General features: G+C 44.2%; 18 protein-coding genes. 12 read left to right on the plus strand and 6 right to left on the minus strand.

What is annotated here, in order from left to right; genetic code table 11:
* The first annotated feature begins 163 nt into the window (after positions 1–163).
* The 9 genes from V1502_RS05555 to V1502_RS05595 all read left to right on the plus strand — a co-directional run bounded on the left by V1502_RS05555 (position 164) and on the right by V1502_RS05595 (position 17146).
* Positions 164–2137: a S9 family peptidase gene (locus tag V1502_RS05555; protein WP_409253381.1), complete on the plus strand. Its 1974-nt coding sequence runs from the start codon at positions 164–166 to the stop codon at positions 2135–2137.
* Positions 2138–2402: 265 nt separating this feature from the next.
* On the plus strand, positions 2403–3020 hold the full coding sequence (locus tag V1502_RS05560; RefSeq protein ID WP_409253382.1) for a TVP38/TMEM64 family protein: 618 nt from the start codon (positions 2403–2405) through the stop codon (positions 3018–3020).
* 20 nt (positions 3021–3040) lie between these two features.
* Positions 3041–3601, plus strand: coding sequence for a signal peptidase I (gene lepB, locus V1502_RS05565; protein ID WP_409253383.1), 561 nt, complete (start codon positions 3041–3043; stop codon positions 3599–3601).
* Positions 3602–3904: 303 nt separating this feature from the next.
* Entirely contained in the window at positions 3905–5083 is a 1179-nt protein-coding gene (locus V1502_RS05570) for an IS256 family transposase (protein ID WP_409250759.1), read from the plus strand.
* Positions 5084–5981: 898 nt separating this feature from the next.
* Positions 5982–6722, plus strand: a complete 741-nt coding sequence (gene fabG, locus V1502_RS05575) for a 3-oxoacyl-ACP reductase FabG (RefSeq protein ID WP_409253384.1) — start codon at positions 5982–5984, stop codon at positions 6720–6722.
* A gap of 19 nt (positions 6723–6741) precedes the next feature.
* Positions 6742–7917, plus strand: coding sequence for a thiolase family protein (locus V1502_RS05580; RefSeq protein ID WP_409253385.1), 1176 nt, complete (start codon positions 6742–6744; stop codon positions 7915–7917).
* Positions 7918–9142: 1225 nt separating this feature from the next.
* Positions 9143–12631 (plus strand): helicase-exonuclease AddAB subunit AddB, encoded by a 3489-nt coding sequence (gene addB / locus V1502_RS05585; RefSeq protein WP_409253386.1) that lies wholly within the window; start codon positions 9143–9145, stop codon positions 12629–12631.
* Positions 12621–16397: a helicase-exonuclease AddAB subunit AddA gene (addA, locus tag V1502_RS05590; RefSeq protein WP_409254286.1), complete on the plus strand. Its 3777-nt coding sequence runs from the start codon at positions 12621–12623 to the stop codon at positions 16395–16397. The genes addB and addA overlap by 11 nt, the downstream gene beginning before the upstream one ends.
* A 440-nt stretch (positions 16398–16837) precedes the next feature.
* The gene (locus V1502_RS05595) at positions 16838–17146 is read left to right on the plus strand and encodes an HNH endonuclease (protein ID WP_409253387.1); all 309 of its coding nucleotides are present in this window, start codon (positions 16838–16840) and stop codon (positions 17144–17146) included.
* Between the two features lie 18 nt (positions 17147–17164).
* On the opposite strand, the gene V1502_RS05600 is transcribed toward V1502_RS05595, so the two are convergent.
* The 6 genes from V1502_RS05600 to V1502_RS05625 form a co-directional block, all read right to left on the minus strand.
* Positions 17165–17383 carry a spore germination protein gene (locus V1502_RS05600; protein ID WP_006837409.1) on the minus strand — a complete coding sequence of 73 codons (219 nt, stop codon included), beginning with the start codon at positions 17381–17383 and terminating at the stop codon, positions 17165–17167.
* A gap of 65 nt (positions 17384–17448) precedes the next feature.
* The gene (locus V1502_RS05605; RefSeq protein WP_409253388.1) at positions 17449–17823 is read right to left on the minus strand and encodes a spore germination protein GerPE; all 375 of its coding nucleotides are present in this window, start codon (positions 17821–17823) and stop codon (positions 17449–17451) included.
* Between the two features lie 6 nt (positions 17824–17829).
* The gene (locus V1502_RS05610; protein ID WP_409253389.1) at positions 17830–18009 is read right to left on the minus strand and encodes a spore gernimation protein GerPD; all 180 of its coding nucleotides are present in this window, start codon (positions 18007–18009) and stop codon (positions 17830–17832) included.
* Positions 17984–18622 carry a spore germination protein GerPC gene (gerPC, locus tag V1502_RS05615; RefSeq protein ID WP_409253390.1) on the minus strand — a complete coding sequence of 213 codons (639 nt, stop codon included), beginning with the start codon at positions 18620–18622 and terminating at the stop codon, positions 17984–17986. The genes V1502_RS05610 and gerPC overlap by 26 nt, the downstream gene beginning before the upstream one ends.
* Before the next feature lie 23 nt (positions 18623–18645).
* Positions 18646–18870, minus strand: a complete 225-nt coding sequence (locus V1502_RS05620) for a spore germination protein GerPB (protein ID WP_409253391.1) — start codon at positions 18868–18870, stop codon at positions 18646–18648.
* A gap of 10 nt (positions 18871–18880) precedes the next feature.
* On the minus strand, positions 18881–19102 hold the full coding sequence (locus V1502_RS05625) for a spore germination protein (protein ID WP_409254287.1): 222 nt from the start codon (positions 19100–19102) through the stop codon (positions 18881–18883).
* Positions 19103–19233: 131 nt separating this feature from the next.
* Here V1502_RS05625 and V1502_RS05630 point away from each other — a divergent pair, with 131 nt between their 5' ends.
* From V1502_RS05630 to V1502_RS05640, 3 genes are all read left to right on the plus strand, one after another.
* Positions 19234–20412, plus strand: a complete 1179-nt coding sequence (locus V1502_RS05630) for a DUF418 domain-containing protein (RefSeq protein WP_409253392.1) — start codon at positions 19234–19236, stop codon at positions 20410–20412.
* A 36-nt stretch (positions 20413–20448) separates the two neighbouring features.
* Complete coding sequence (locus V1502_RS05635; RefSeq protein ID WP_409253393.1) at positions 20449–21354, plus strand: fumarylacetoacetate hydrolase family protein; 906 nt, start codon at positions 20449–20451, stop codon at positions 21352–21354.
* A 100-nt stretch (positions 21355–21454) separates the two neighbouring features.
* Positions 21455–21826 carry a YisL family protein gene (locus V1502_RS05640; RefSeq protein WP_409253394.1) on the plus strand — a complete coding sequence of 124 codons (372 nt, stop codon included), beginning with the start codon at positions 21455–21457 and terminating at the stop codon, positions 21824–21826.
* The last annotated feature ends 46 nt before the right edge of the window (positions 21827–21872 follow it).

The raw sequence follows: 21872 nt of genomic DNA on the forward strand, positions 1-21872 counted from the left end.
TGGAAATCAGCTTTGCATATCAAGAGCAAAAATGTCTAAGGAGAAACTTATAATAACTTCGTCTCACAGATTCAGAAAATTTATAAGACAAAGGATTTGAGTCGGAACTGTCGAATTTTTTACAATAGGGTTTGTACTGACATAAGAAAAAGGAGTTGGCATATTGACAAGTAAAAGAGGAATCATGGCAGAAGATTTGTTTGCATTAAAATCTGTTTCTGATCCGAAGCTCTCACCCAAAGGAAAAGAAGCGGTCTATGTGATAACAGAAATGGATAAGGAAAAAAATGATTACATATCGAACTTGTTTCACCTGGATATTGAGACAGGGAAAAGTACGCAATGGACATTTGGCAAAAATCGAAATTTGTCACCGAAATGGTCCCCTGATGGAGAAAGAGTCGTGTTTGTCTCCAACCGCTCCGATAAAAGCCAGCTATATCTGCTTTCCCGAAATGGAGGAGAAGCCCGGCAGCTGACATCCTGCCCGAATGGCGCTTCGCAGCCGGTATGGTCTCCATGCGGAACAAAAATTGCTTTCTCAACGTCTCTAATGGAAGAAGAAACGCTGACGGAAGGAAAGGAAGAAGAGACGCATCCACAGCCTCTTGAAGTAAAAACCATGAAGTATAAGTCGGATGACAGCGGCTTTTTTAAAGGCAGGAGAAGCCACGTTGCCGTCATTGATGTTGAAACACTGGACATGAAGGTCATAACTGAGGGAGATATCGACTACTCCTTGCAGTCCTGGTCGCCCGATGGAAAATACATAGCTTATGGCGCAGATAAGAGTGTCGATCTTGATAACTCTTTCCAAGCTGATTTGTTCTTATATGATGTTGAGGAATCCACTGAAAGAAAGGTAACCAGCGGAACCGGTTATTTCGGCAATGCCGCCTGGTCGCCCGACAGCCGCTTCATAGCACTTCTCGGGCATGAAAGGGAGTACCAGAATGCGACGCTGACAAAGGTGTGGCTGTATGAAATGGAAACAGAGTCCCTCAGCTGCATGACGAGTGGACTCGACAGCCCGGCTGGTGATTTCATGGTCATCGATTTCCAACAGGGTGTGTCCAATCCCGGCGTACAGTGGGCTTCTGATAATGACAGCTTTTATTTCCTCACATCAGACAATGGCAATACGGTTCTGTATTACGGAAACCGCGACGGGGCCCTTTATCCGGCACTATTGGATAATCAGCATATTTACGGATTTGACTTGGATGCTGCACAACAGAAAGCAATCGTGGCCATCAGTAATCCATTGCTGCCGGGAGAATTGTTTATGCTTGACATCCCGTCAGGTGAATTGAAAAAACTTACATCGGTGAACGAAGACTTCCTTTCTGAAGTTACACTGTCAGAAACAGAGGCAATTACTTTTAGGAGTAAAGATGACTGGGATGTGAATGGCTGGTTGATGAAACCCGCTGGCTTGAAAGAGGGGGAAAAGTGCGGTTTGATCGTTGAGATTCACGGCGGGCCTCATATGATGTATGGAAATACGTACTATCAGGAGTTTCAGATACTCGCTGCTGAAGGCTATGCTGTTTTGTATATCAACCCGAGGGGCAGCCATGGATACGGCCAGACATTTGTCGATGCAGTAAGAGGTGACTATGGCGGGGGAGATTATGAAGATGTGATGGCAGCCGTCAGTTACGTTCTTGAAAACTATAATTTTATCGACAGTGAGAGGCTCGGGGTGACAGGGGGAAGTTACGGTGGATTCATGACCAACTGGATTGTCGGCCATACTGATATTTTTAAAGCGGCTGTCACGCAAAGATCGATTTCCAACTGGGTAAGTTTCTATGGAGTCAGCGACATCGGATACTATTTTTCCGAGTGGCAGATTGATGCTGACCTGAATGACATTGAAAAACTATGGAAACACTCTCCGCTAGCCTATGCGGGTAACATCAATACACCGCTATTGATTCTTCACAGTGAGAATGATTACCGCTGTCCGGTTGAACAGGCAGAACAGCTGTATATTGCTGTTAAAAGGCAGGGGAAGCAAACAGAAATGGTGCGCTTCCCTGAATCAAATCATAATCTCTCTAGAAACGGGAAACCTAATTTAAGAGTGGCCAGATTGAATTATATTAAAGAGTGGTTCAATAGATATATTTAATGCTTGTCAAAGTGCCCGGTAGAAGTGATAATGCTTTTTCCGGGTGTTTTACTAAATGATGCAAATAGTGTAAAGGATATTTCATTTTTGTGACAATCTATAAGTAGGAAAACCCATATGATATACTTCTTATAAGCCCTGACATTACGCTATTCGGGAAGGGTGGATTTCCCTCTTTACGGGAGCATTACCCAAGAGAGAATCAGGATGCAGAAAAATTTTAAAATGGGTTTTGTTCTACGGATATTTAGGGGAAAGATATAGTATGGATATTGAAATGATAAAAGCATGGTTCACACTTGAAAATATAATGGAATTAATAAAAGAATACCGGTCATTTGGTCCTTTGCCGGGAATCCTGCTCCCGATGCTCGAAGCCTTCCTGCCGTTTCTTCCGCTGTTTGTATTTGTACTGGCGAATGTCAATGCATTCGGTCTGTGGTTCGGATTTCTGTTTTCGTGGATGGGGGCATCGCTAGGGGCGTTGATCGTATTTCTGTTGGTCCGGAAATACGGGCAGACTCGATTTTTCCGTTTTCTGAAAAATAATCGTCAGGTCCATCGATTGACCAATTGGGTGGACCGCCACGGCTTCGGTCCCTTGTTTCTGCTGCTGTGCTTTCCTTTTACGCCATCTGCATTGGTCAACATAGTGGCAGGTTTGTCAGGGATCAATATTTTTCAGTATATGCTGGCGGTCGTTGCCGGAAAGATTGTCATGATTTTTACAATTAGTTTTATCGGACATGATATTGTCTCATTATTTCAACAGCCTTTGCGCACAGCACTGGTACTGGCAGGCATCTTCGTTCTCTGGCTTGCCGGAAAACGGGTGGAAGCCCGCATCAACAAAAAAGTAGAAAAAGATCACTCCCGCGGTTAACCAGGGTAGGAGGAATTAGATTGAGAGACAGCATAAAAAAAGAAAGTCTGGAATGGATGAAAGCTCTAGGAATCGGGTTAGTCATTTTTGTTGTCATCAGGACTTTCCTGTTTTCAAACTATGTCGTTGAAGGCGAGTCTATGATGCCTACACTAGAAGACGGCAACAAACTTGTTGTCAATAAAATTGGCTATCAGGTCGGTGAACTCAACCGCTATGACGTTGTCGTATTCCATGCCAATGAAGAAGAGGATTACGTAAAGCGGATTATCGGCCTGCCTGGGGATACCGTAGAATATAAAGATGATAAACTATATGTCAATGGCGAACCTCAAGATGAGCCATATCTTGATAAATTCAAAGAAGAGATGGTTGGAACCAAGCTGACAGGCGACTTCACATTGGAAGAGATCACTGGCAAGCAGACGGTACCGGAGGGAATGGTATTCGTCCTTGGAGATAACAGGCGAAGCAGCATGGACAGCCGCTACTTCGGATTTGTAGACCAGGATCAGATTGTCGGAAAGGTAAACCTACGCTACTGGCCGCTGAATGAATTTGACGTTCAGTTTGGTGATTGATGTTAATAAAGAACGCTTGATTCCAGAATGGGTCAGGCGTTTTTTTTGTGCTGCCGGGTGGCTTTGTGGTGAATACAGCATTTTAGAAGGGATAGTGAGTATTAGCAGGGTGAATAGAAAGAAAACACCGTAATAAAAACGGAGCAGGGACTCATAATGGGGTGAATAGAGAGAAAACACCGTAATAAAAACGGAGCAGGGATAAAGTCCATATAATTGTGTAAATAAAAAAGGTCATCTTTCATGACCCATGTTAAAATGTTTTCGACCAAAAAAACAAACCAAACATGGAGGTATGAAAAGATGACCCAATTAAATATTACTATAAACTTAGAAGATCTTAAAGCTAAGATTGAAAGCAGTCCCTTAGAATCACCTGTTAAAGCTTCTTTATCATTGATACTGAATGGCTTAATGGAAAAAGAAAGAGATGAATATATAAATGCTCTTCCGCATGAGCGCTCTGAAGATAGAAAAGGCTACCGGAATGGTTACTATGAACGTGAGTTAATATCTCCTTCTGGAACATTAAAATTGAAAGTTCCCCGCACAAGAGATGGGGAATTTTCTACCACTGTATTTATGAAGTATCAACGCTGCGAACAGGCTCTTATTCTGTCCATGATGGAGATGGTTGTCAACGGGGTGTCAACCCGAAAAGTGACTAAGATTGTTGAACAACTATGTGGGAAAGGAGTTTCAAAGTCTTTTGTCTCTGAGTTAACAAAATCTTTAGATCCCATTGTAAATGAATGGAGAAACCGTCCTCTAAACACAATGTACTTTCCGTACTTATATGTGGATGCTATGTACATAAAAGTTCGGGAGAACGATAAGGTTGTTTCAAAAGGAGTTCATGTTGCGTGTGCTGTTAATGAAGAAGGCCACAGGGAAATAATCGGTCTCCAAGTTACTCATGGAGAATCTTTGGAAAGCTGGACAACCTTTTTTACTCATTTGAAATCTAGAGGCCTTCAGTCTCCTAAGATGGTCATTTCTGATGCCCATGCTGGATTAGTCAGTGCTATTAAGCAATCTTTCTTAGGAACTTCCTGGCAAAGATGTACTTTCCATTTTATAAGAAACATCTCGGACGCCCTACCCAAGAAAAACACGGAGGAGATTAGGCAGGAGCTTAAGGATATCTTCAGAACCTCTCAGCTTTCCCAAGCAAGAAAATTAAAAGAAGAATTTATGGTTAAGTATCAAGAAACGAAGAAGTTCCAAAAAGCTCTTCAAGTATTAGATGAGGGATTTGAGGACTCCATTCAATATCATGCTCACGAAATGAGACATCATGTTCACTTAAGAACCACCAATATGCTTGAACGACAAAACAGAGAAATCCGCAGAAGGGAAAAAGTAATCTCCATCTTTCCCAACGATCAATCTGCCATACGAATCATTGGATCAGTACTCATGGATATTGAAGAAGAGTGGAAGAAACAAAAACCTTATTTGCGTAATTTGAAAATGCAATAAAAGATCCAGAAAAAAGTCAAAAAAATATTCAGTCTGGTGGAGGGGCTCCCCGCCCCTCCACCAGACTGAATATTCAAATAATAAGCAAACAATGATAATTATCTTTGGTCGTTAAACATATTTACACACTAATAGGGACTTGACAGGAGCAGGAACTTATAATGGGGTGAATAGAAAGAAAACACCGTAATAAAAACGGAGCAGGGACTTATAATAGGGTGAATAGAGAGAAAACACCGTAATAAAAACAGAGCAGGGACTTATAATGGGGTGATTAGAGAGAAAACACCGCAATAAAAACGGAGCAGGAACTTATAATGGGGTGAATAGAGAGAAAACACCGTAATAAAAACGGATCAGGGACTTATAATAGGATGATTAGAGAGAAAACACCGTAATAAAAACGGAGCAGGAACTTATAATAGGGTGAATAGAAAGAAAACACACCGTTATAGAAGGATAGAGAGCTTATAACGGCACGGATAGGGAAGGAACGCGCCCCCCTACAAGGTCGGAACTGGCAATGACGGTATACAAATAGAGAAGAAGGAAGAAAGGCGCCTCTACGGTGAGCGGCCCCTTTCTTAAATTTATTCCTCATCATTGATTTCGCCATCGCCGATTTCATCTTCGCCTGGTGCATCGTCACAAGCTGTCATTGTTGTAGCCAGCATAGCTGCAAGAAGCATATAAAGCAGTTTTTTCTTCATTGGTACCCCTCCAATACTCCTGAAATTTCGGAATTCTAGTCATAGAGTGCACTAAAACCCGCAGGATATCCAAATCCCGCGTTGGTAGTATTAGGTTGTCGATTTTAAGAAATGAAATTAGAGGAAATCCCATGTTTATTGTCGAAATATTGAATTAGCAGCATGATTGAAGGTGAGGAGGATACATAATGAGGTTGAAAAATAAAACAGCTGTCATAACCGGTAGTGCCAATGGGATTGGGCTCGCAGCTGCAAAGAAGTTTGCAGAGGAAGGCTGTAAGGTAATCATGGCAGATTATGATGAGAACAAGGGAGCTGCCGAAGCCCACAAGATAAAGGAGGAAGGCGGCGATGCGGTCTTCTGTCAGGTAGATGTCGCTAACCGTGAAAGCGTTAACATTCTTGCGGAAAGGATTATCAAGGAATTTGAAGGAATTGATATTCTGGTCAATAATGCCGGGATCACCAGGGATGCCATGATGGCCAAAATGAGTGAAGAAGACTTTCAGCAGGTGCTCGATGTTAATTTGACAGGAGTCTTCCACTGTACACAGGCTTTCCTCCCGGCGCTCATAAACAGCGGCAAGGGAAAAATTATCAATACGGCTTCTGCCAGCGGACTTTTCGGCAACGTGGGACAGACCAATTATGCGGCATCCAAGGCAGCTGTCATCGGGATGACCAAAACGTGGGCGAAAGAATTTGGTCCGAAGGGAATCAATGTTAATGCCGTAGCTCCAGGAGTGATTGAAACGGAGATGACGGCCGGCATTCCGGATAAGGTAAAAGCTCAGATGAATGCCTTGATTCCGCTGGGTAAATTCGGGAAACCAGAAGATGCAGCAAATGCCTATTTATTTTTGGCTTCTGATGAATCAGATTATATAAATGGGGTTGTTCTTCAAGTTGATGGCGGAATAATGATGTAGATAAGGAGATGGAAAAAATATGAAAAACGTAGTAATAACTTCTGCTTTCAGGACTCCAGTAGGAGCTTTTGGCGGATCATTCAAGGATCTGCTGCCAACCGATTTGATTGTCCCTGTGATGAAGGCGGCTGCAGAGGACAGCAAATTGGAACCAGGGGATATTGATGAAGTCATTCTAGGGCACTGTATCCAAAGGACAGACCAGCCCAATACAGCGAGAACCGCCGCCCTTTTGGCAGGATTTTCTGATACGACTACCGGCTATACGATTCAAAGGCAGTGTGCCAGCGGAATGCAGGCCGTTATTTCTGCCTACATGCAGATTCAGACAGGCATGTCGGACATTGTTCTGGCAGGCGGTGTAGAGGCAATGAGCTCAAGCCCTTACGTCATGAAAGGACATCGTTGGGGGCAGCGACTGCAGCACGGAGAAATCCGCGATACAGTATGGGAAGCTCTTGAAGATCCAATTCATGGAATCATGATGGGGGAAACAGCGGAAAATCTTGCTGAAATTCATAACATAACGAGAGAGGAACAGGATGAATTGGCAAAGCTCAGTCACGAAAGAGCTGTCAAGGCTGCGAAGGCAGGTTATTTCGACAGCCAGATTGTTCCTATTGAGGTCAAGTCGAGAAAAGAAACGAAAATAATTTCTAAAGACGAAAGTCCCCGTGCCGGATTGACGACAGAAAAACTCTCAGGTTTGAAACCTGCTTTCCGTCAAGGGGGGACCGTGACGGCAGGGAATTCTTCAAGTCTGAATGACGGCGGTGCGGCGTTGATCCTGATGTCAGAAGAAGAGGCTGCGAAACGTGGGCTAAAGCCACTCGCCCGGATATCCGGCTGTTCAGTTGCCGGAGTGGATCCTAAGGTGATGGGCAGAGGACCGGTACCGGCGGTGGAAAAAGGCTTGGCTCAAACGGGCTGGTCTCTGGAAGAAGCGGATCTTATTGAAGTGAATGAAGCTTTTGCAGCTCAGTATATTGCGGTGGAAAAAGAACTCGGGCTTGACCGGGATAAAACCAACGTGAACGGCAGCGGAATCAGTATCGGTCATCCGGTGGGATGTACCGGTGCGAGAATCATCGTTTCCCTTGTTCATGAACTGAAAAGAAGAGAATTGCAAAAAGGCATTGCGTCTTTATGCGTAGGCGGAGGCATGGGGGCCACAGTCTTTATAGAAACCTTTTAATGAGTGAGAGCCCGGACTTACCGGGCTCTTTCCTTTACTCTACATTCAAGATGATTTTCCCTTGATTCAAACCGCTTTCCATCAAATTACGTGCTTCAGCAGCATCCTCCAGAAAAAATTCATCTCCGATTTTTATATCAGGTGATTATTGACTAAGTAAATTTTCATGCAACAAATCCTGCCTTCCATCCATGACCAGCAGCTTCTAAACGGAAAGAAGATATTCCATTCAAAATTCCGCCTTTTTTAAGTATCTAAGGCAGCCTGACACGTGTAAGGTAATGTACCTTGTGAAAATTTCCAACAATATTGAAACTGTGTGCCCCGACAGATGGGATACAGTGTATTATAATGAAACTAGACAATTTTTTGATATACCTGATGGATATAATGGACATTGGAACACCTTATCATTAGAAAGATAAATGTTCTGAAGCGTGGATTTTTCAAGGGAGTGTCCATCAAGCAAATTAAGGTTGTTGATAACAGAGTAGGTTCGACCGGAAATTAAGACTCGTCAAAATAAGTTTCTGATAAATAAGGCTGTTATATAGATTTGTGGTTATCTTTGGAAGTGAGGACTGTCTGTTTTAATATCATGCTGATTGAAGCGGAAGGTGTGTGACCTCCTGCGGGATTAGCGGGACGTCTAGTTCCAGCACCAAGGTTACGTACCCACTGGAACGTAACCCAGCCCCTCGGGATCAAATAACCCGAAGAGAATAAAAGGAAAGATCGCCTTTTTTTCTCTTCGGAACATTTGCCTGTCGGGTCTAATCCGGGTGCTTCCACTTTTGATGACAGGTGAGACCTAGTTTACGTACCCACCGGAACGTAAACCAAGGTTACCCACTGGAACGTAACCCCCGGGGTCCGTACCCACCGGAACGGACCCTACCTACTGAGGAGGCTCACCGCCCGCCCCGCGGAGTCACGCACCTGGAGCGGAAATCAACATACTACTTAGCAAAAGCAACAATGTAACGCTGTGTTCGTATAGATTGTTACTATCGGAAAAATCCAAAGGGCTGGATTTTTCCCTCGGGTACAAAGGCTTATCTAACTGAACAAGGTGATTAGCTCTTTTCTTTCTTGTTTACCAGGAACATTTCTGTGAATAATCGTTATATCTCATGAACTTCATAGTAAATAGCAACAAAGTTTTAGAAAAGAGCCTAATGTAAAGAAGAGGGTCATAAACAAATAGAAACAGGGAGTGGGGAACATGTCGGTCAGATTTATTTTGGGACGAGCCGGAACAGGCAAAACCAATATGATTTTGAATGAAATCAAAGAAAAGCTGAGACAGGAGCCAAATGGCAGTCCTGTCATCTATCTTGTTCCAGACCAGATGACATTTCTTTCTGAATACAATTTGGTGAACGAAGAAGGGATAAACGGGATGATCCGGGCGCAGGTTTACAGTTTTACAAGGCTTGCATGGAGAATTCTGCAGGAAACAGGAGGTCTTAATCGCTATCACTTATCAAACATCGGTCTTAACATGCTGATCCGTAAAATAATCGATGATAAAAAAGATCAGTTGAAATTATTTTCAAAGGCCTCGGATAAAGCAGGCTTTATTGAGCATGTAGAAGTGATGCTTACCGAGTTTAAGCGATACTGTATCTCACCGGAAGAACTGTCAGAGAAACAGGAAGGCTGGGGAGAGCGCGGGCAGGAATCCAAGGCATTGGCAGACAAGCTTCATGACCTGCAGCTCATCTATGAAAGCTTTGAAGAAAACCTGTCAGGAAAGTACATCGATTCAGAAGATTATTTTACTCTATTGGAAGAATCAATCGGGAAGGCCGATTTCCTAAAAGATGCTGAAATTTTTATAGATGGCTTCCACAGTTTTACACCGCAGGAATATGCGGTGGTTGGAAAACTGATGGATCATTGTCCAAGGGTGACGATTGCCCTTACGGCAGAGCCTGACTTCGGGAGCGAACAAAACGATTTGTTCAGGATGACTTCTGAAACCTATGAGAACCTGCTGCAGCTTGCGATGGCCTCCAGAGGAAAGGTTGAAGACAAGGTTGTACTCGGGGAAACGAGCCGCTTCCAGAACAAAGGGCTTCAACATATCGAGGCGAATTTTGAAAAGCGGCCTGTATTGCCGTTTGAGGATGAATCCGGAATGAACATTATAGAGGCCTCCAACCGCAGGGCTGAAATTGAAGGGGTGGCAAGGGAGATTCGGCGCCTTGCCCGAACAGAGAATTATCGTTATAAGGATATGGCTGTCCTTGTGCGAAATGGTCAGGAGTATCAAGATATCATTGAAACGGTATTTTATGATTATGACATTCCCTACTTTATTGATCAGAAACGAAAAATGCTTAATCATCCGCTGATTGAACTGATTCGTTCAACACTTGAAATCATGAATAGCAATTGGCGCTATGAACCTGTTTTCCGGGCAGTCAAAACGGATCTTCTGTTTCCGTATGACCGTAATCCCCAGCAGCTGAGGGAAAAGATGGACAAGCTCGAAAATTATGTCCTTGCTTATGGAATACAGGGAGATAAATGGACAAAAAAGGATCGCTGGATTTATCGGAGATTCCGCGGCCTGGAACAGGCTGATATGCCGCAGACAGACAAAGAAAGAGAAATGGAGCGGGAGATCAATGAGCTTCGCTTGTTTATCTCTGCACCGATCCTGCGATTCGGCAGGCGTTTGAAAAAGGGGAAGACCGGACAAGACCTGTGTGAAATTCTTTACCTTTATCTAGAGGAACTAGATATCCCTGCAAAACTCGAACGGCTTCGTCTTGAAGCGGAGAACCGCGGTGATATCATCTCTGCAAGAGAACATGATCAGGCCTGGAATGCCGTGATGGATCTGCTGGACCAATTTGTCGAGATCTTGGGTGATGAGGAAGTCACGATGAAAAAGTTTGCTTCCATCATTGATGCCGGAATTGAATCAATGAGGTTCTCTTTGGTCCCTCCTGCTGTGGATCAGGTCATGATTGCCAATCTTGAACAATCAAGGCTCTCAGACCTCAAGGCGGCTTTTGTAATTGGTGTAAATGATGGCGTCCTTCCGGCAAAAATCACTGAGGATGGAATTTTTTCAGATGAGGACAGGGAAAAGCTTGGGGCATCAGGATTAACTATTGCACCCGGCAGCAAGACCCGCCTGCTTGATGAAGAGTTCATTGCCTATAAGGCATTCACGACACCATCCGAAAGGCTTTATGTTTCTTATCCAATTGCGAATGAAGAGGGAAAAGCCCTTCTGCCGTCTCCCTATATTAAGAGACTGTCTGAACTGTGCCCGCAGTCGGAAATCAGTCTTCTGGTCAATGATCCGTCTGAATTGCCGAAAAATGAACAGTTATCCTATGTCTGTCATCCAAATGTAACGATTTCCTATCTGACTTCTGGGCTTCAGGCGAAAAAGCGAGGCTATCATCTGGAAGATTTTTGGTGGGATGCGTATAACTATTATGTCTCGGATTCGGTGTGGAAAGGACGCGCCAGACATATACTTTCAAGCTTGTTTTATCAAAATAAAGGTAAAAAACTTACAGAAGCAACAAGCCAGGAGTTGTATGGGGAAGAAATATTGGCAAGTGTCTCAAGGATGGAACTGTTCCACGGGTGTCCGTTCTCTCATTTTGCCAACCATGGATTAAAACTTCGCGAACGGGATATTTATCGCCTGGAAGCACCGGATATCGGGGATATGTTCCATGCAGCCCTTAAATGGATCTCCGAGGAAATTGATAAACATGGACTATCATGGAAACAGCTGACCAAAACACAGTGCCTAGAATTGGCCAGGGAAGCCGTTTTATCATTGGCGCCCAAGCTTCAGCACCAGATTTTGCTCAGCTCGAACCGCCATCATTATATAAAGAAGAAACTGCAGGATGTCATCGGCAGAGCTTCCCTGATTTTGAGCGAACATGCCAAAGCAAGCGGCTTTGCTCCTGTGGGCCTTGAATTGGGGTTTGGCCCGAAAGCGGAACTGCCGCCGTTTGCCTTTACATTGAAAAATGGCACAAAGATGGCCCTCCAAGGCAGGATTGACAGGGTGGATAAAGCGGAGAGCGATGAAGGTGTCTATCTGCGAATCATCGACTATAAGTCAAGTGCGAGAGACCTTGATCTTACTGAAGTGTACTATGGGTTGTCTCTGCAAATGCTGACATACCTGGATATCGTTTTGACGCATTCACGGAAGTTGATTGGGGCAGAAGCCGATCCGGCAGGGGTATTTTACTTCCATGTCCATAACCCGATGGTCAATAGCAAAAAGATTCTCACACTCGAAGAAATCGAAGAGGAGATTTTCAAAAGCTTTAAAATGAAGGGACTGGTATTGGGAGAAACCGATGTCGTCAGGATGATGGACCAGTCATTAGAGTCAGGAAGTTCCAATATCATTTCTGCAGGATTGAAAAAAGACGGAACGTTGTCATCTAAGACCAAATCGGCAGACCGGACCCAGTTTGATGTGATGCGCTCGCATGTAAGGAACCTGTACAAGAAATCCGGGAATGACATTATGTCCGGAAGAACGGATATCGCTCCATATAAATTAAAAGACAGAACGCCTTGTCAATATTGTGCGTTCAAACCGGTTTGCCAGTTTGATACTTCATTGGAAGAAAACGAATATCGTCTTTTTACAGAGGACAAACCGGCAGATTTAATGGAAAAGATGAAAGGAGAACGAGATGCCCATGAATCATAATCTTCCTGTAAAACCCGAAGGTGCTACTTGGACCGATGACCAATGGAAAGCAATCTGGGCAAAAGGCCGGGATATCCTGGTGGCCGCGGCAGCCGGTTCCGGTAAGACGGCTGTCCTTGTTGAGAGGATCATTCAAAAAATTCTCGACAAAGAAGACGGCATTAATGTGGACGAGCTGCTTGTCGTGACGTTTACAAATGCCTCAGCAGCCGAGATGAGACATCGAATCGGAGAGGCGTTGGAAAAAGCGATTTCGGCCGACCCCGGTTCCTACCACCTCAGAAAGCAGCTGAGCTTGCTAAACAGGGCATCCATCTCAACTCTCCATTCCTTTTGTCTGGAAGTCATCCGTAAATATTATTACTTGATTGACATTGACCCAGGGTTCCGGATCTTGGATGACACGGAAGGTGAACTGCTGAGGGATGAAGTCCTTGACGAATTATTTGAGGAGGAATATGGAAAAGAGGGAAATGACTCTTTTTATAAACTGGTTGATACGTTCACGAACGACCGCAGTGATGCTGCCCTTCAGGATATGATACGCAAACTGTACGACTTTTCCAGATCCCACCCGAACCCTGATGCATGGCTAGGGGATCTGGTGAAAATGTATGATGTCGAAGATGGGGACCGAATTGAAGACCTGCCGTTTATGGAAGCGTTGAAGTTTGATATTATTCTAAGTTTGACAGGTGCTCAGTCCTTATTTCAGCGTGCATATGACCTGACGAAAGAGCCAGGAGGACCGGCGCCAAGAGCAGAAAACTTTCTGGATGACCTGGGGATAGCTGAACAGCTCCTCTCTTCTTTTCAGAATTCATGGAGTGAAGGGCAGGCGTTGTTCCAAAGCATCAAGTTTTCAAGGCTGAAGCCATGCAAGGGCGATGATTATAATCCTGAACTGGTCGAGGAAGCCAAGGCCCTCAGGGATAAAGGCAAGAAAATGATCGAGAAACTGGCTGAAGACTTCTTTTCCCGAAAACCAGAAACCTACTTGAAAGATATGAAGAAAATGAAAGGGGTAGTGGCCTCTCTGGTGGAAGCCGTGAGAGGTTTCAGCCAGAAATTCAATGAGTTGAAAAATGAAAAAGGTGTCGTGGATTTTGCGGACCTTGAACATTACTGTCTGGAAATTATGACGGACACCTCAGACGAGGAAGAGTTAAAACCCTCGTTTGCGGCTTTGGAATATAGAAAGCAGTTCAAAGAAGTGCTGGTTGACGAATACCAGGATACCAACCTGGTGCAAGAATCCATCCTCGGGCTCGTCACAGAGGATGAAGAGTCCAGGGGAAATCTTTTCATGGTAGGGGATGTCAAGCAGTCGATTTACCGATTCCGATTGGCAGAACCGAACTTATTCCTTGGCAAGTATAACCGCTTCACCCCAGCCGGAACAGAAACAGGAATGAAGATTGATTTATCCAGGAATTTTCGGAGCCGCTTGGAAGTCCTGGAAGGAACCAATTTTTTGTTCAAACAAATCATGGGAGTGAATGTCGGGGATATTGAATACAATCATGAGGCACTGCTGGTTAAAGGTGCAGCCTATCCGGAAGATGAACAATACCCGATAGAGGTGGCTGTCATAAATCAGTCGGATGACGAAGTGCCGCAAGCAGATTCGAATGGGGATATGGAAGGTCTCGTTTATGATGAAGCTGATCTGGAAAAGTCCGTCATTGAAGCGAGATATATGGCCCAAAAGGTCAAAGAACTCATCAGTGAAGGGAAACAAGTGTATGATGCGAAGGCAGGACTCCACCGAAAGCTTCAATACAAGGATATTGTCATTCTTTTACGTTCCATGCCTTGGGCTCCTGAGATCATGGAAGAATTCAAGAAAAACGGAATCCCGATTTACGCTAATTTATCATCAGGCTATTTTGAAGCAACTGAAGTGGCCATCATGCTTTCTTTATTAAAAGTAATCGATAACCCTTATCAGGATATCCCGCTTGTATCTGTACTGCGCTCACCGATTGTCGGCATTGACGAAGAAGGGCTTGCTGAAGTGCGAATTCATTCAAAGTCCGGTACATATTATGAAGCCGTCCAAAGGTTTATCAGCAAGAAACCAAGTGAAGTCAACAATGAAGAAGTTCATGAGAAATTAGGGGAGTTTCTATCAAACTTGACGGTCTGGAGGACAAAAGCACGCCAAGGGTCGCTTGCTGATTTGGTTTGGCAGCTGTACCGCGATACAAGGTTTTATGACTTTGCAGGCGGAATGCCGGGTGGAAAGCAGAGGCAGGCCAACCTTAGGGCATTGTATGACCGGGCGCGTCAGTATGAGGAGACTTCTTTCCGCGGGTTGTTCCGTTTTCTGCGCTTCATAGACAGGATGCGCGAACGCGGTGATGATCTTGGAGCAGCAAGGGCTTTAAGTGAACAGGAAGATGTGGTAAGGATGATGACCATCCACTCCAGTAAAGGTTTGGAGTTTCCGGTCGTATTCGTCGCAGGTTTATCCAGGCAGTTCAACCTGATGGATTTGAACCAATCGTATTTACTGGATAAGGAGTTCGGTTTTGCCTCGAAATACCTGGATCCTGAAAAAAGAATCAGCTATCCGTCGCTGCCTCAGCTTGCGTTTAAGAGGAAAAAAAGGCTTGAAACGATTGCCGAAGAGATGAGGGTATTGTACGTTGCCTTGACGAGAGCAAAAGAAAAGCTGTATCTCATTGGGACAGTGAAGGATGCGGATAAGTCGATTAAGCAGTGGACGGAAGCTGCAAGGCAGACGGAATGGCTTCTTCCGGATTATGAAAGGGCCAAAGCGTTGAGTTTCATGGACTGGATCGGCCCGGCACTTGTAAGGCACCGTGACTGCGCACCATTGACTGAAGGGCAGTCTCCCGCACATTCACTTCCTTCTGAAATCCATGATCATCCTTCTTGCTGGAAACTCGAAGTGATCCCTAAATCACAGTTTATGATCATGGAAGGAGAAGACGAGGAAGAGGAGATCGATTGGCAGGATAAGGTGAAAGCAGGACTTCCGGTTGATCTGGAATCTTCCGATAAGGCAGAAGTTGTTGAACGATTGTCATGGAAATATTCCTATCCGGAAGCGGCAGTGCTGCCTTCGAAACAATCCGTCTCGGAAATCAAGAGGATGTTTGAAATCTCTGATGAAGCAAGCAGTGACCAGATGGTGAGAAAAATTCAAAAACCGGTCTTTAGACGACCTAAGTTCCTGCAATCTAAACAACTGACTCCTGCAGAAATCGGCACGGCGATGCACATGGTCATGCAGCACATTTCCTTTGAGGAAATGCCTGATGATAACTCGCTGCAGACACTGCTGGCTGATCTGAAGCGAAAAGAACTGTTGACTGAAGAACAGGCAGAGGCCATCGATCAGAAGAAAATTCTGGCTTTCTTCCAAGGCGAAACGGGACAAAGGGTTCTGAACGCCCGGGAAATTCACCGCGAGGTCCCATTCAGTATGGCGGTTCCGGTTCAGGAAATTAATCCAACTGTTTCTGCCAAGGACTCAGAAACAGTACTGGTCCAGGGGATCATCGACCTGATCTTCCGGGATGACCAGGGGCTCGTGCTTCTGGATTACAAAACAGACAGCATTGATGAAAGGTACAAAGGCGGATACGAAGAAGCAAGGCCGATCCTGCTGGAACGCTATCGTGTGCAGGTCGGTTTATATACAAAAGCCATCGAGAGGATTTGGAAGGAAGCTGTCAATGAACGCTACCTGTACTTTTTCGATGTCGCCCGTGAACTGAAAGTGGAAAAAGAATAAGTGATGAAAGGCCCCGGGATTTCATTTCCCGGGCCTTTTTTGTATTTGGTTATACTATGGATAGATAAAAGGTAATGTTTAGAGGTTAGTTCGTGCGGAGAAGCGGTAAACAGGAAACACCAAGGTCACGGCATGTTGAGCTTTGTACAAGGCAATGTTAATGGAAGTCCGGGAAAGTTGGTTGGGTTATAAAGTCAGTTATCGGTCCAATGAGGGAAGTGTAATGAGAAGTCCCGGCCCATAAAAGGAGAAAGTGGGCCAATGAGAAGGGAACCTGTGTGCTCCTGCTCCATAAATGGAAAGATGGCCACTAAAACAGGAACTCGAGAAGGATACGGTCCAGCGATAGTATAAGTTTTGCCTGCCAGGTAGAGAGCTTAACCAAACCAATTCCAATCAGTCTGACTTAAATAAAATAAATAATCCAGGAGGTGACCGGGTTGGGAAAGAATTTTATCGGAACTTGTGAATTGTGCCTGCGTGACGAAGTCGAAACAACCAGGCATCATCTGACTCCGAAAGAAGAAGGGGGAACATTCCTTCCGACTGCCCAGCTTTGCAAAGCATGCCACAAACAGATTCATTCCCTTTATACGAACGAAGAGCTGGCAGCGAGATTATCGACACTAAAGGACCTCAGGAAGGATGAAAAAATCGCAAAATTCATAAAATGGATACGTAAACAGCCGGCAAGCAAACTGGTCAAATCCAAAAAATCAAATGAACGAAAGCGAAAGGGAAGGCGATGAGTATACATCTGCCTTCCCTTAATTATTGCCTGCGATAGGCTGGTCGATTACATTGCAATCAAATGTAGTATTTGCACTGAACACGTTATAGGTAAGCTGAAAAGGGCCTGTGTTGAAGCCGCCGGAGCCTGCAGTCGTCTTTTGGCTTGATTTTGGAGAAATGATCCCGGCATCTCCGAACTGAACATTCCCTCCGCCTACACTCAGAATCTGGACAGGGCCTATGATAGCCGGCATAAAAAAACATCCTTTATCTCAAATTGATTTATAGTGTTACTTTATGAAAACATTGGATTAATGGTTCATTCTTCATTCCGCGGCTTCAGCTGCCTGATGTTTTTCACCCGTGACTCCATATAAACATCGCTTGTTTGGCCGATGTGAATCACGGACGAAAAGGAAGATCCGATAATATCGATTGAGTTGACAACTATCGGCCGCTCATCTATCTTCAAAAATTGGACAGGTGCAGAGGGCTGCGGAAGAGGAATCGCTTCACTGTAGAGGGGGTATTGACTGAAATCACCTTCACTTGAAAAAAATAATTCCTTCTCGCGCTGGACGGCAAATGCTTTTTGATAAGAAGTTATCTCGGTGGAATCCCCTATTTCCAATACCGCACTGAAAGACAGTGTCCTTAGTGTGATATTATTTACAATCGAGTATCTGTTACCCATTTATCATCATCCTTTTGGAGTCAGAGGCACAAACGGACCTATAATCAGGGATTCTGCGGGAGTGTCAAATGTAGATGCAAGCTGGATGGTATTTGCATCGCCGACGAGGAATAAGGAAGAACTGGCCACTGCATCAATAGTAACTGAATGGACACATAACTCACGATTGATCACTTGCAGATTCATCATTACCGGCTCCTTTCAAGTTTTCCGGAAGGTTTGCCATGAAGGAATAAATGGCATTATGGATATCGGTTTTAACCTTGGCTAATATTTTGTCCTCTAGGGAAGCATCCCCCTGCAGGCCCCCTTGATGTCTGGGCATCGATTGGACATAAAATTGAATTCGCTGCGGGATTTGCTTTTTTATATCCTCATTAATTAGGGTGTGGTATGACTCATCAAGCGAAATCCCGAGCTGCAGCTCGTTATCGCTGATAATCCCAGGTATCTCGCTATCAATATAGTCGTTCACTTTCGGCAATAATTCGTTTTGAATGGCCTCCATATCGAGTTGCTTAGCGGGAGGGACGGGGGTTGGCGGATTTGTGTCGACAGCAAGGTCTTCAATCTTTTCCAAATCACTTGGATTTAAGCCGATATTAAGTGTCCCTTCAAGGGTTTCCACCTTTAATTGATCGAACTTATATTCAATCCGTTCCACGTTAATGGAAGGTTTCTCTCTGAGAGAAGAGACTTCTTGCTGCAGCTCCTGAATGATGGTCTCAAGGTTTTGTATTCTCTTATTTTGGTCGGCAATATATTGATATAGTTGTTGAAATGAATAATACTGCTGCAATATTGTCACCTCTTTCTCAAGAATTAACTAGGTGCCGAGAGCGGTACCACTACCTCATCCGCCGTTGAAGGCTCTGGAGCACCGTTTTTTACAGCTTCTGGTGCTGGCTGTACGAATCCCCCGGTATTATATAAGTAAGAAGCGGGCAGAATTTGGCCGGATGTCCCGATTTGGAAGACAGAAGAATTGGACATCCCGCCGATTTTAATCATTTGGATATGAATGGACTGCTGAACATATAGTTTCATATCATCACACTCACAAGTTTAAATAGATTCCTTGGTCAAGCGTATCATCATCGACTGTATAGGTGACAGAGCTTTCATTATAAACGGAAATTCCGTCTCCGGTAATGAACGAACCTGCGCCCGCAAACGTTTTAGCAGTTGAAACGGGCCTGATTTGAAATGCATCCCCAATATGAAAAACACCGCTCGAACCAACACTGATAACTTGAACAGCTCCTACAAAAGCCGGCATACTGTTCACACCTTTTCTCCTGAATTAGATACTGTATCTTATGACAGGGGATGGTGGATGTGATAATCGCCTAATTGGCAAAAACAAGTTACAATAGGGATTAGAAAATTTTTTAGAAGGAGACGGAATTTATGCAGGTACTTCAACCGGTGGCTCATAAGGAAAGATTACTCTCACTGGATGTGATCAGAGGTTTTTCATTACTGGGCATATTCATTATTAATATGATTTCATTTCATTCACCCTTTTTATATATTGACCAATATTCCTGGTGGACAGCTCCAGTAGATCAGCAGATATTTCCCTGGATCGATATCCTTGTTCAATCGAGCTTTTACCCGCTGTTCGCCATGCTTTTTGGGTACGGGCTTGCCATACAACAGGAGAGGTCGCTGGAGAGAGGAGTGAATTTCTACCCCCTGGCGGTCAGGCGGCTGACTGCTCTGCTGCTCATCGGCTGTGTACATGCTTTCTTCATTTGGTCGGGAGATATTTTAATTAACTATGCGTTATTCGGCTTGCTCTTGCTCTTCTTTATGAAGTTGTCCGGCAAAGCCCTCCTCTGGGCAGGGTCTTTGTTGTTTCTGCTTCCGCAGTTGTTCTTCAGTATTTTAATGATTTTAGTGAGCTTGACAGACAAGACAGGAGTCGCTTTCTACTCTGATTTGACCAACATTACCAATTCGATTGAAGCGTATGGTAATGGCGGGCTTAGAGAGATATTCTTTCAAAGGTTCGAAGATTGGTATAATGTAAACGGGCCTGGAAATATCACGTTTGTACTGCTCTCGATCTTTCCGATGCTGCTGATTGGAGCAGGGGCAGGGAAAATGCATATCCTTCAACGGATACCCGGCAGAAGAACATTCTGGATCATCCTGTTGGTTGTTCTGGCAAGTCTGGGACTGGCATTGAAATCACTCCCGTTCACAGTGGAAGCGAATGTAGCCTATTCTTATATACAGGATATGCTCGGTGCTCCATTCTTATCAGTATCATATGCGATTCTATTGGCTTTATTATTGATTAACCGAAAAATTTCAGTCGTTCTGAAGCCATTGGCTGCTGCAGGCAGAATGTCCCTGACCAACTATTTAGCTCAATCAATCATAGGAACCCTTATATTCTATAATTATGGGCTTGGCTTATATGGAGAAGTGACGTTGGCGACTGGAACATGGCTAGCAGCCGGTATATTCTTCATACAAGTGATCGTATCTGAATTATGGTTGTCTAAATTCCGCCAAGGACCGATGGAAAACATATGGAGAATCCTCACTTACAGAAAGGTTCGCCGCAAGTCAGTTTGAAGAATGATTTGAAAAATAGCAAAGGGTGGGTGTGTCATGAAACTTCTATCTTTCAAAATAAATGAAGAAGAAAAGTATGGGGTCGTAAAAGAAAGTGGAAAGACCATCTGGAATGTGACTGAGCTTGAAAAAGAGTATGACCATAAAAACCTGCTGCCAGGTTCTTTGCTTCATGTGATCCAGGGTGGACAGAGAGTCTGCAAAAGGCTTGAGGAGCTGATACACTTCGGGGGTTCACAGGAAGACCCTTCACACTTCTTATATGACTGGAAGGATATCAGTCTTCTGGCCCCGATAACGAAACCTGCTAAAAATATTATGTGTGTAGGAAAGAACTATCGTGAACACGCAATTGAGATGGGCAGTGAGGCAGATATTCCCGAGCATATCATGATCTTCACAAAGGCTCCTACTTCAGTGACGGGATCATCCAGTGTAATCCACTCCCACTCTAACTTAACTTCTCAGCTGGATTACGAGGGGGAGCTTGCTGTCATAATAGGGAAACAAGGAATCAATATTTCAGAGGAAGAAGCGTTGGACCATGTCTTCGGGTATACAATCCTGAATGACATCACGGCCAGGGACCTGCAGAAAAAGCATAAACAGTTCTTCCTGGGAAAAAGCCTCGATACGACTTGCCCTATTGGTCCTTATATTGTAACCGCGGATGAAATCCCAGCCCCTGAATCCCTATCCATAAAAACGATTGTCAATGGAGAAGTTCGTCAGGAGGGATCGGTAAGCGATATGATCTTCCCAATAGGAAAAATCATTGCAGAGTTATCTGCTGGAATGACGCTTGAACCCGGGGATATCATAGCGACAGGTACGCCATCAGGTGTAGGGAAAGGATTTCAGCCGCCGAGATTTTTGAAATCTGGAGACAAAATTGAGATTACAATTGATAAAATTGGTACATTGATCAATACAATTCAATAGAAGTTACAATTTTATGTCGGAGCCCGATATAATTCGTGTTCGTGAAGACGAGTATGGTAAGATAATGAAGATATTAAGTAATGTTCAAGGAGGATAAGAAATGTTTGATAATACCCATGCCCATATAACCACTTGGGTGATCGGAATTATATTATTCTTTGCAGCACTGTATCTACATAAAAGCGGCAAGAAGAAAGCAATGAAAATTGTTCATATGACATTAAGATTGTTTTATCTATTAATCATCCTTACCGGGGCTCTTTTGTTCTGGAAACACCAGGGAGTCTTCCCTATGCAGTACGGATTGAAACTGCTGGGCGGACTATGGGTGATTGCTATGTTTGAAATGATTTTGGTTCGAACTAAAAAAGGAAAAGGCACAGGCATGTTTTGGGCTCAATTGATTATTGCCCTGCTCGTGACCCTTTATCTTGGAGTCTGGCTTCCATTGGGGTTATGGTCCCTGGTTTAAGCCGGCAGAAGGGCTGTTCATTTATAATTTACAAGAACAGACTCAG

The organism is Rossellomorea sedimentorum, from assembly GCF_046237645.1.
GTDB lineage: Bacteria > Bacillota > Bacilli > Bacillales > Bacillaceae_B > Rossellomorea > Rossellomorea sedimentorum.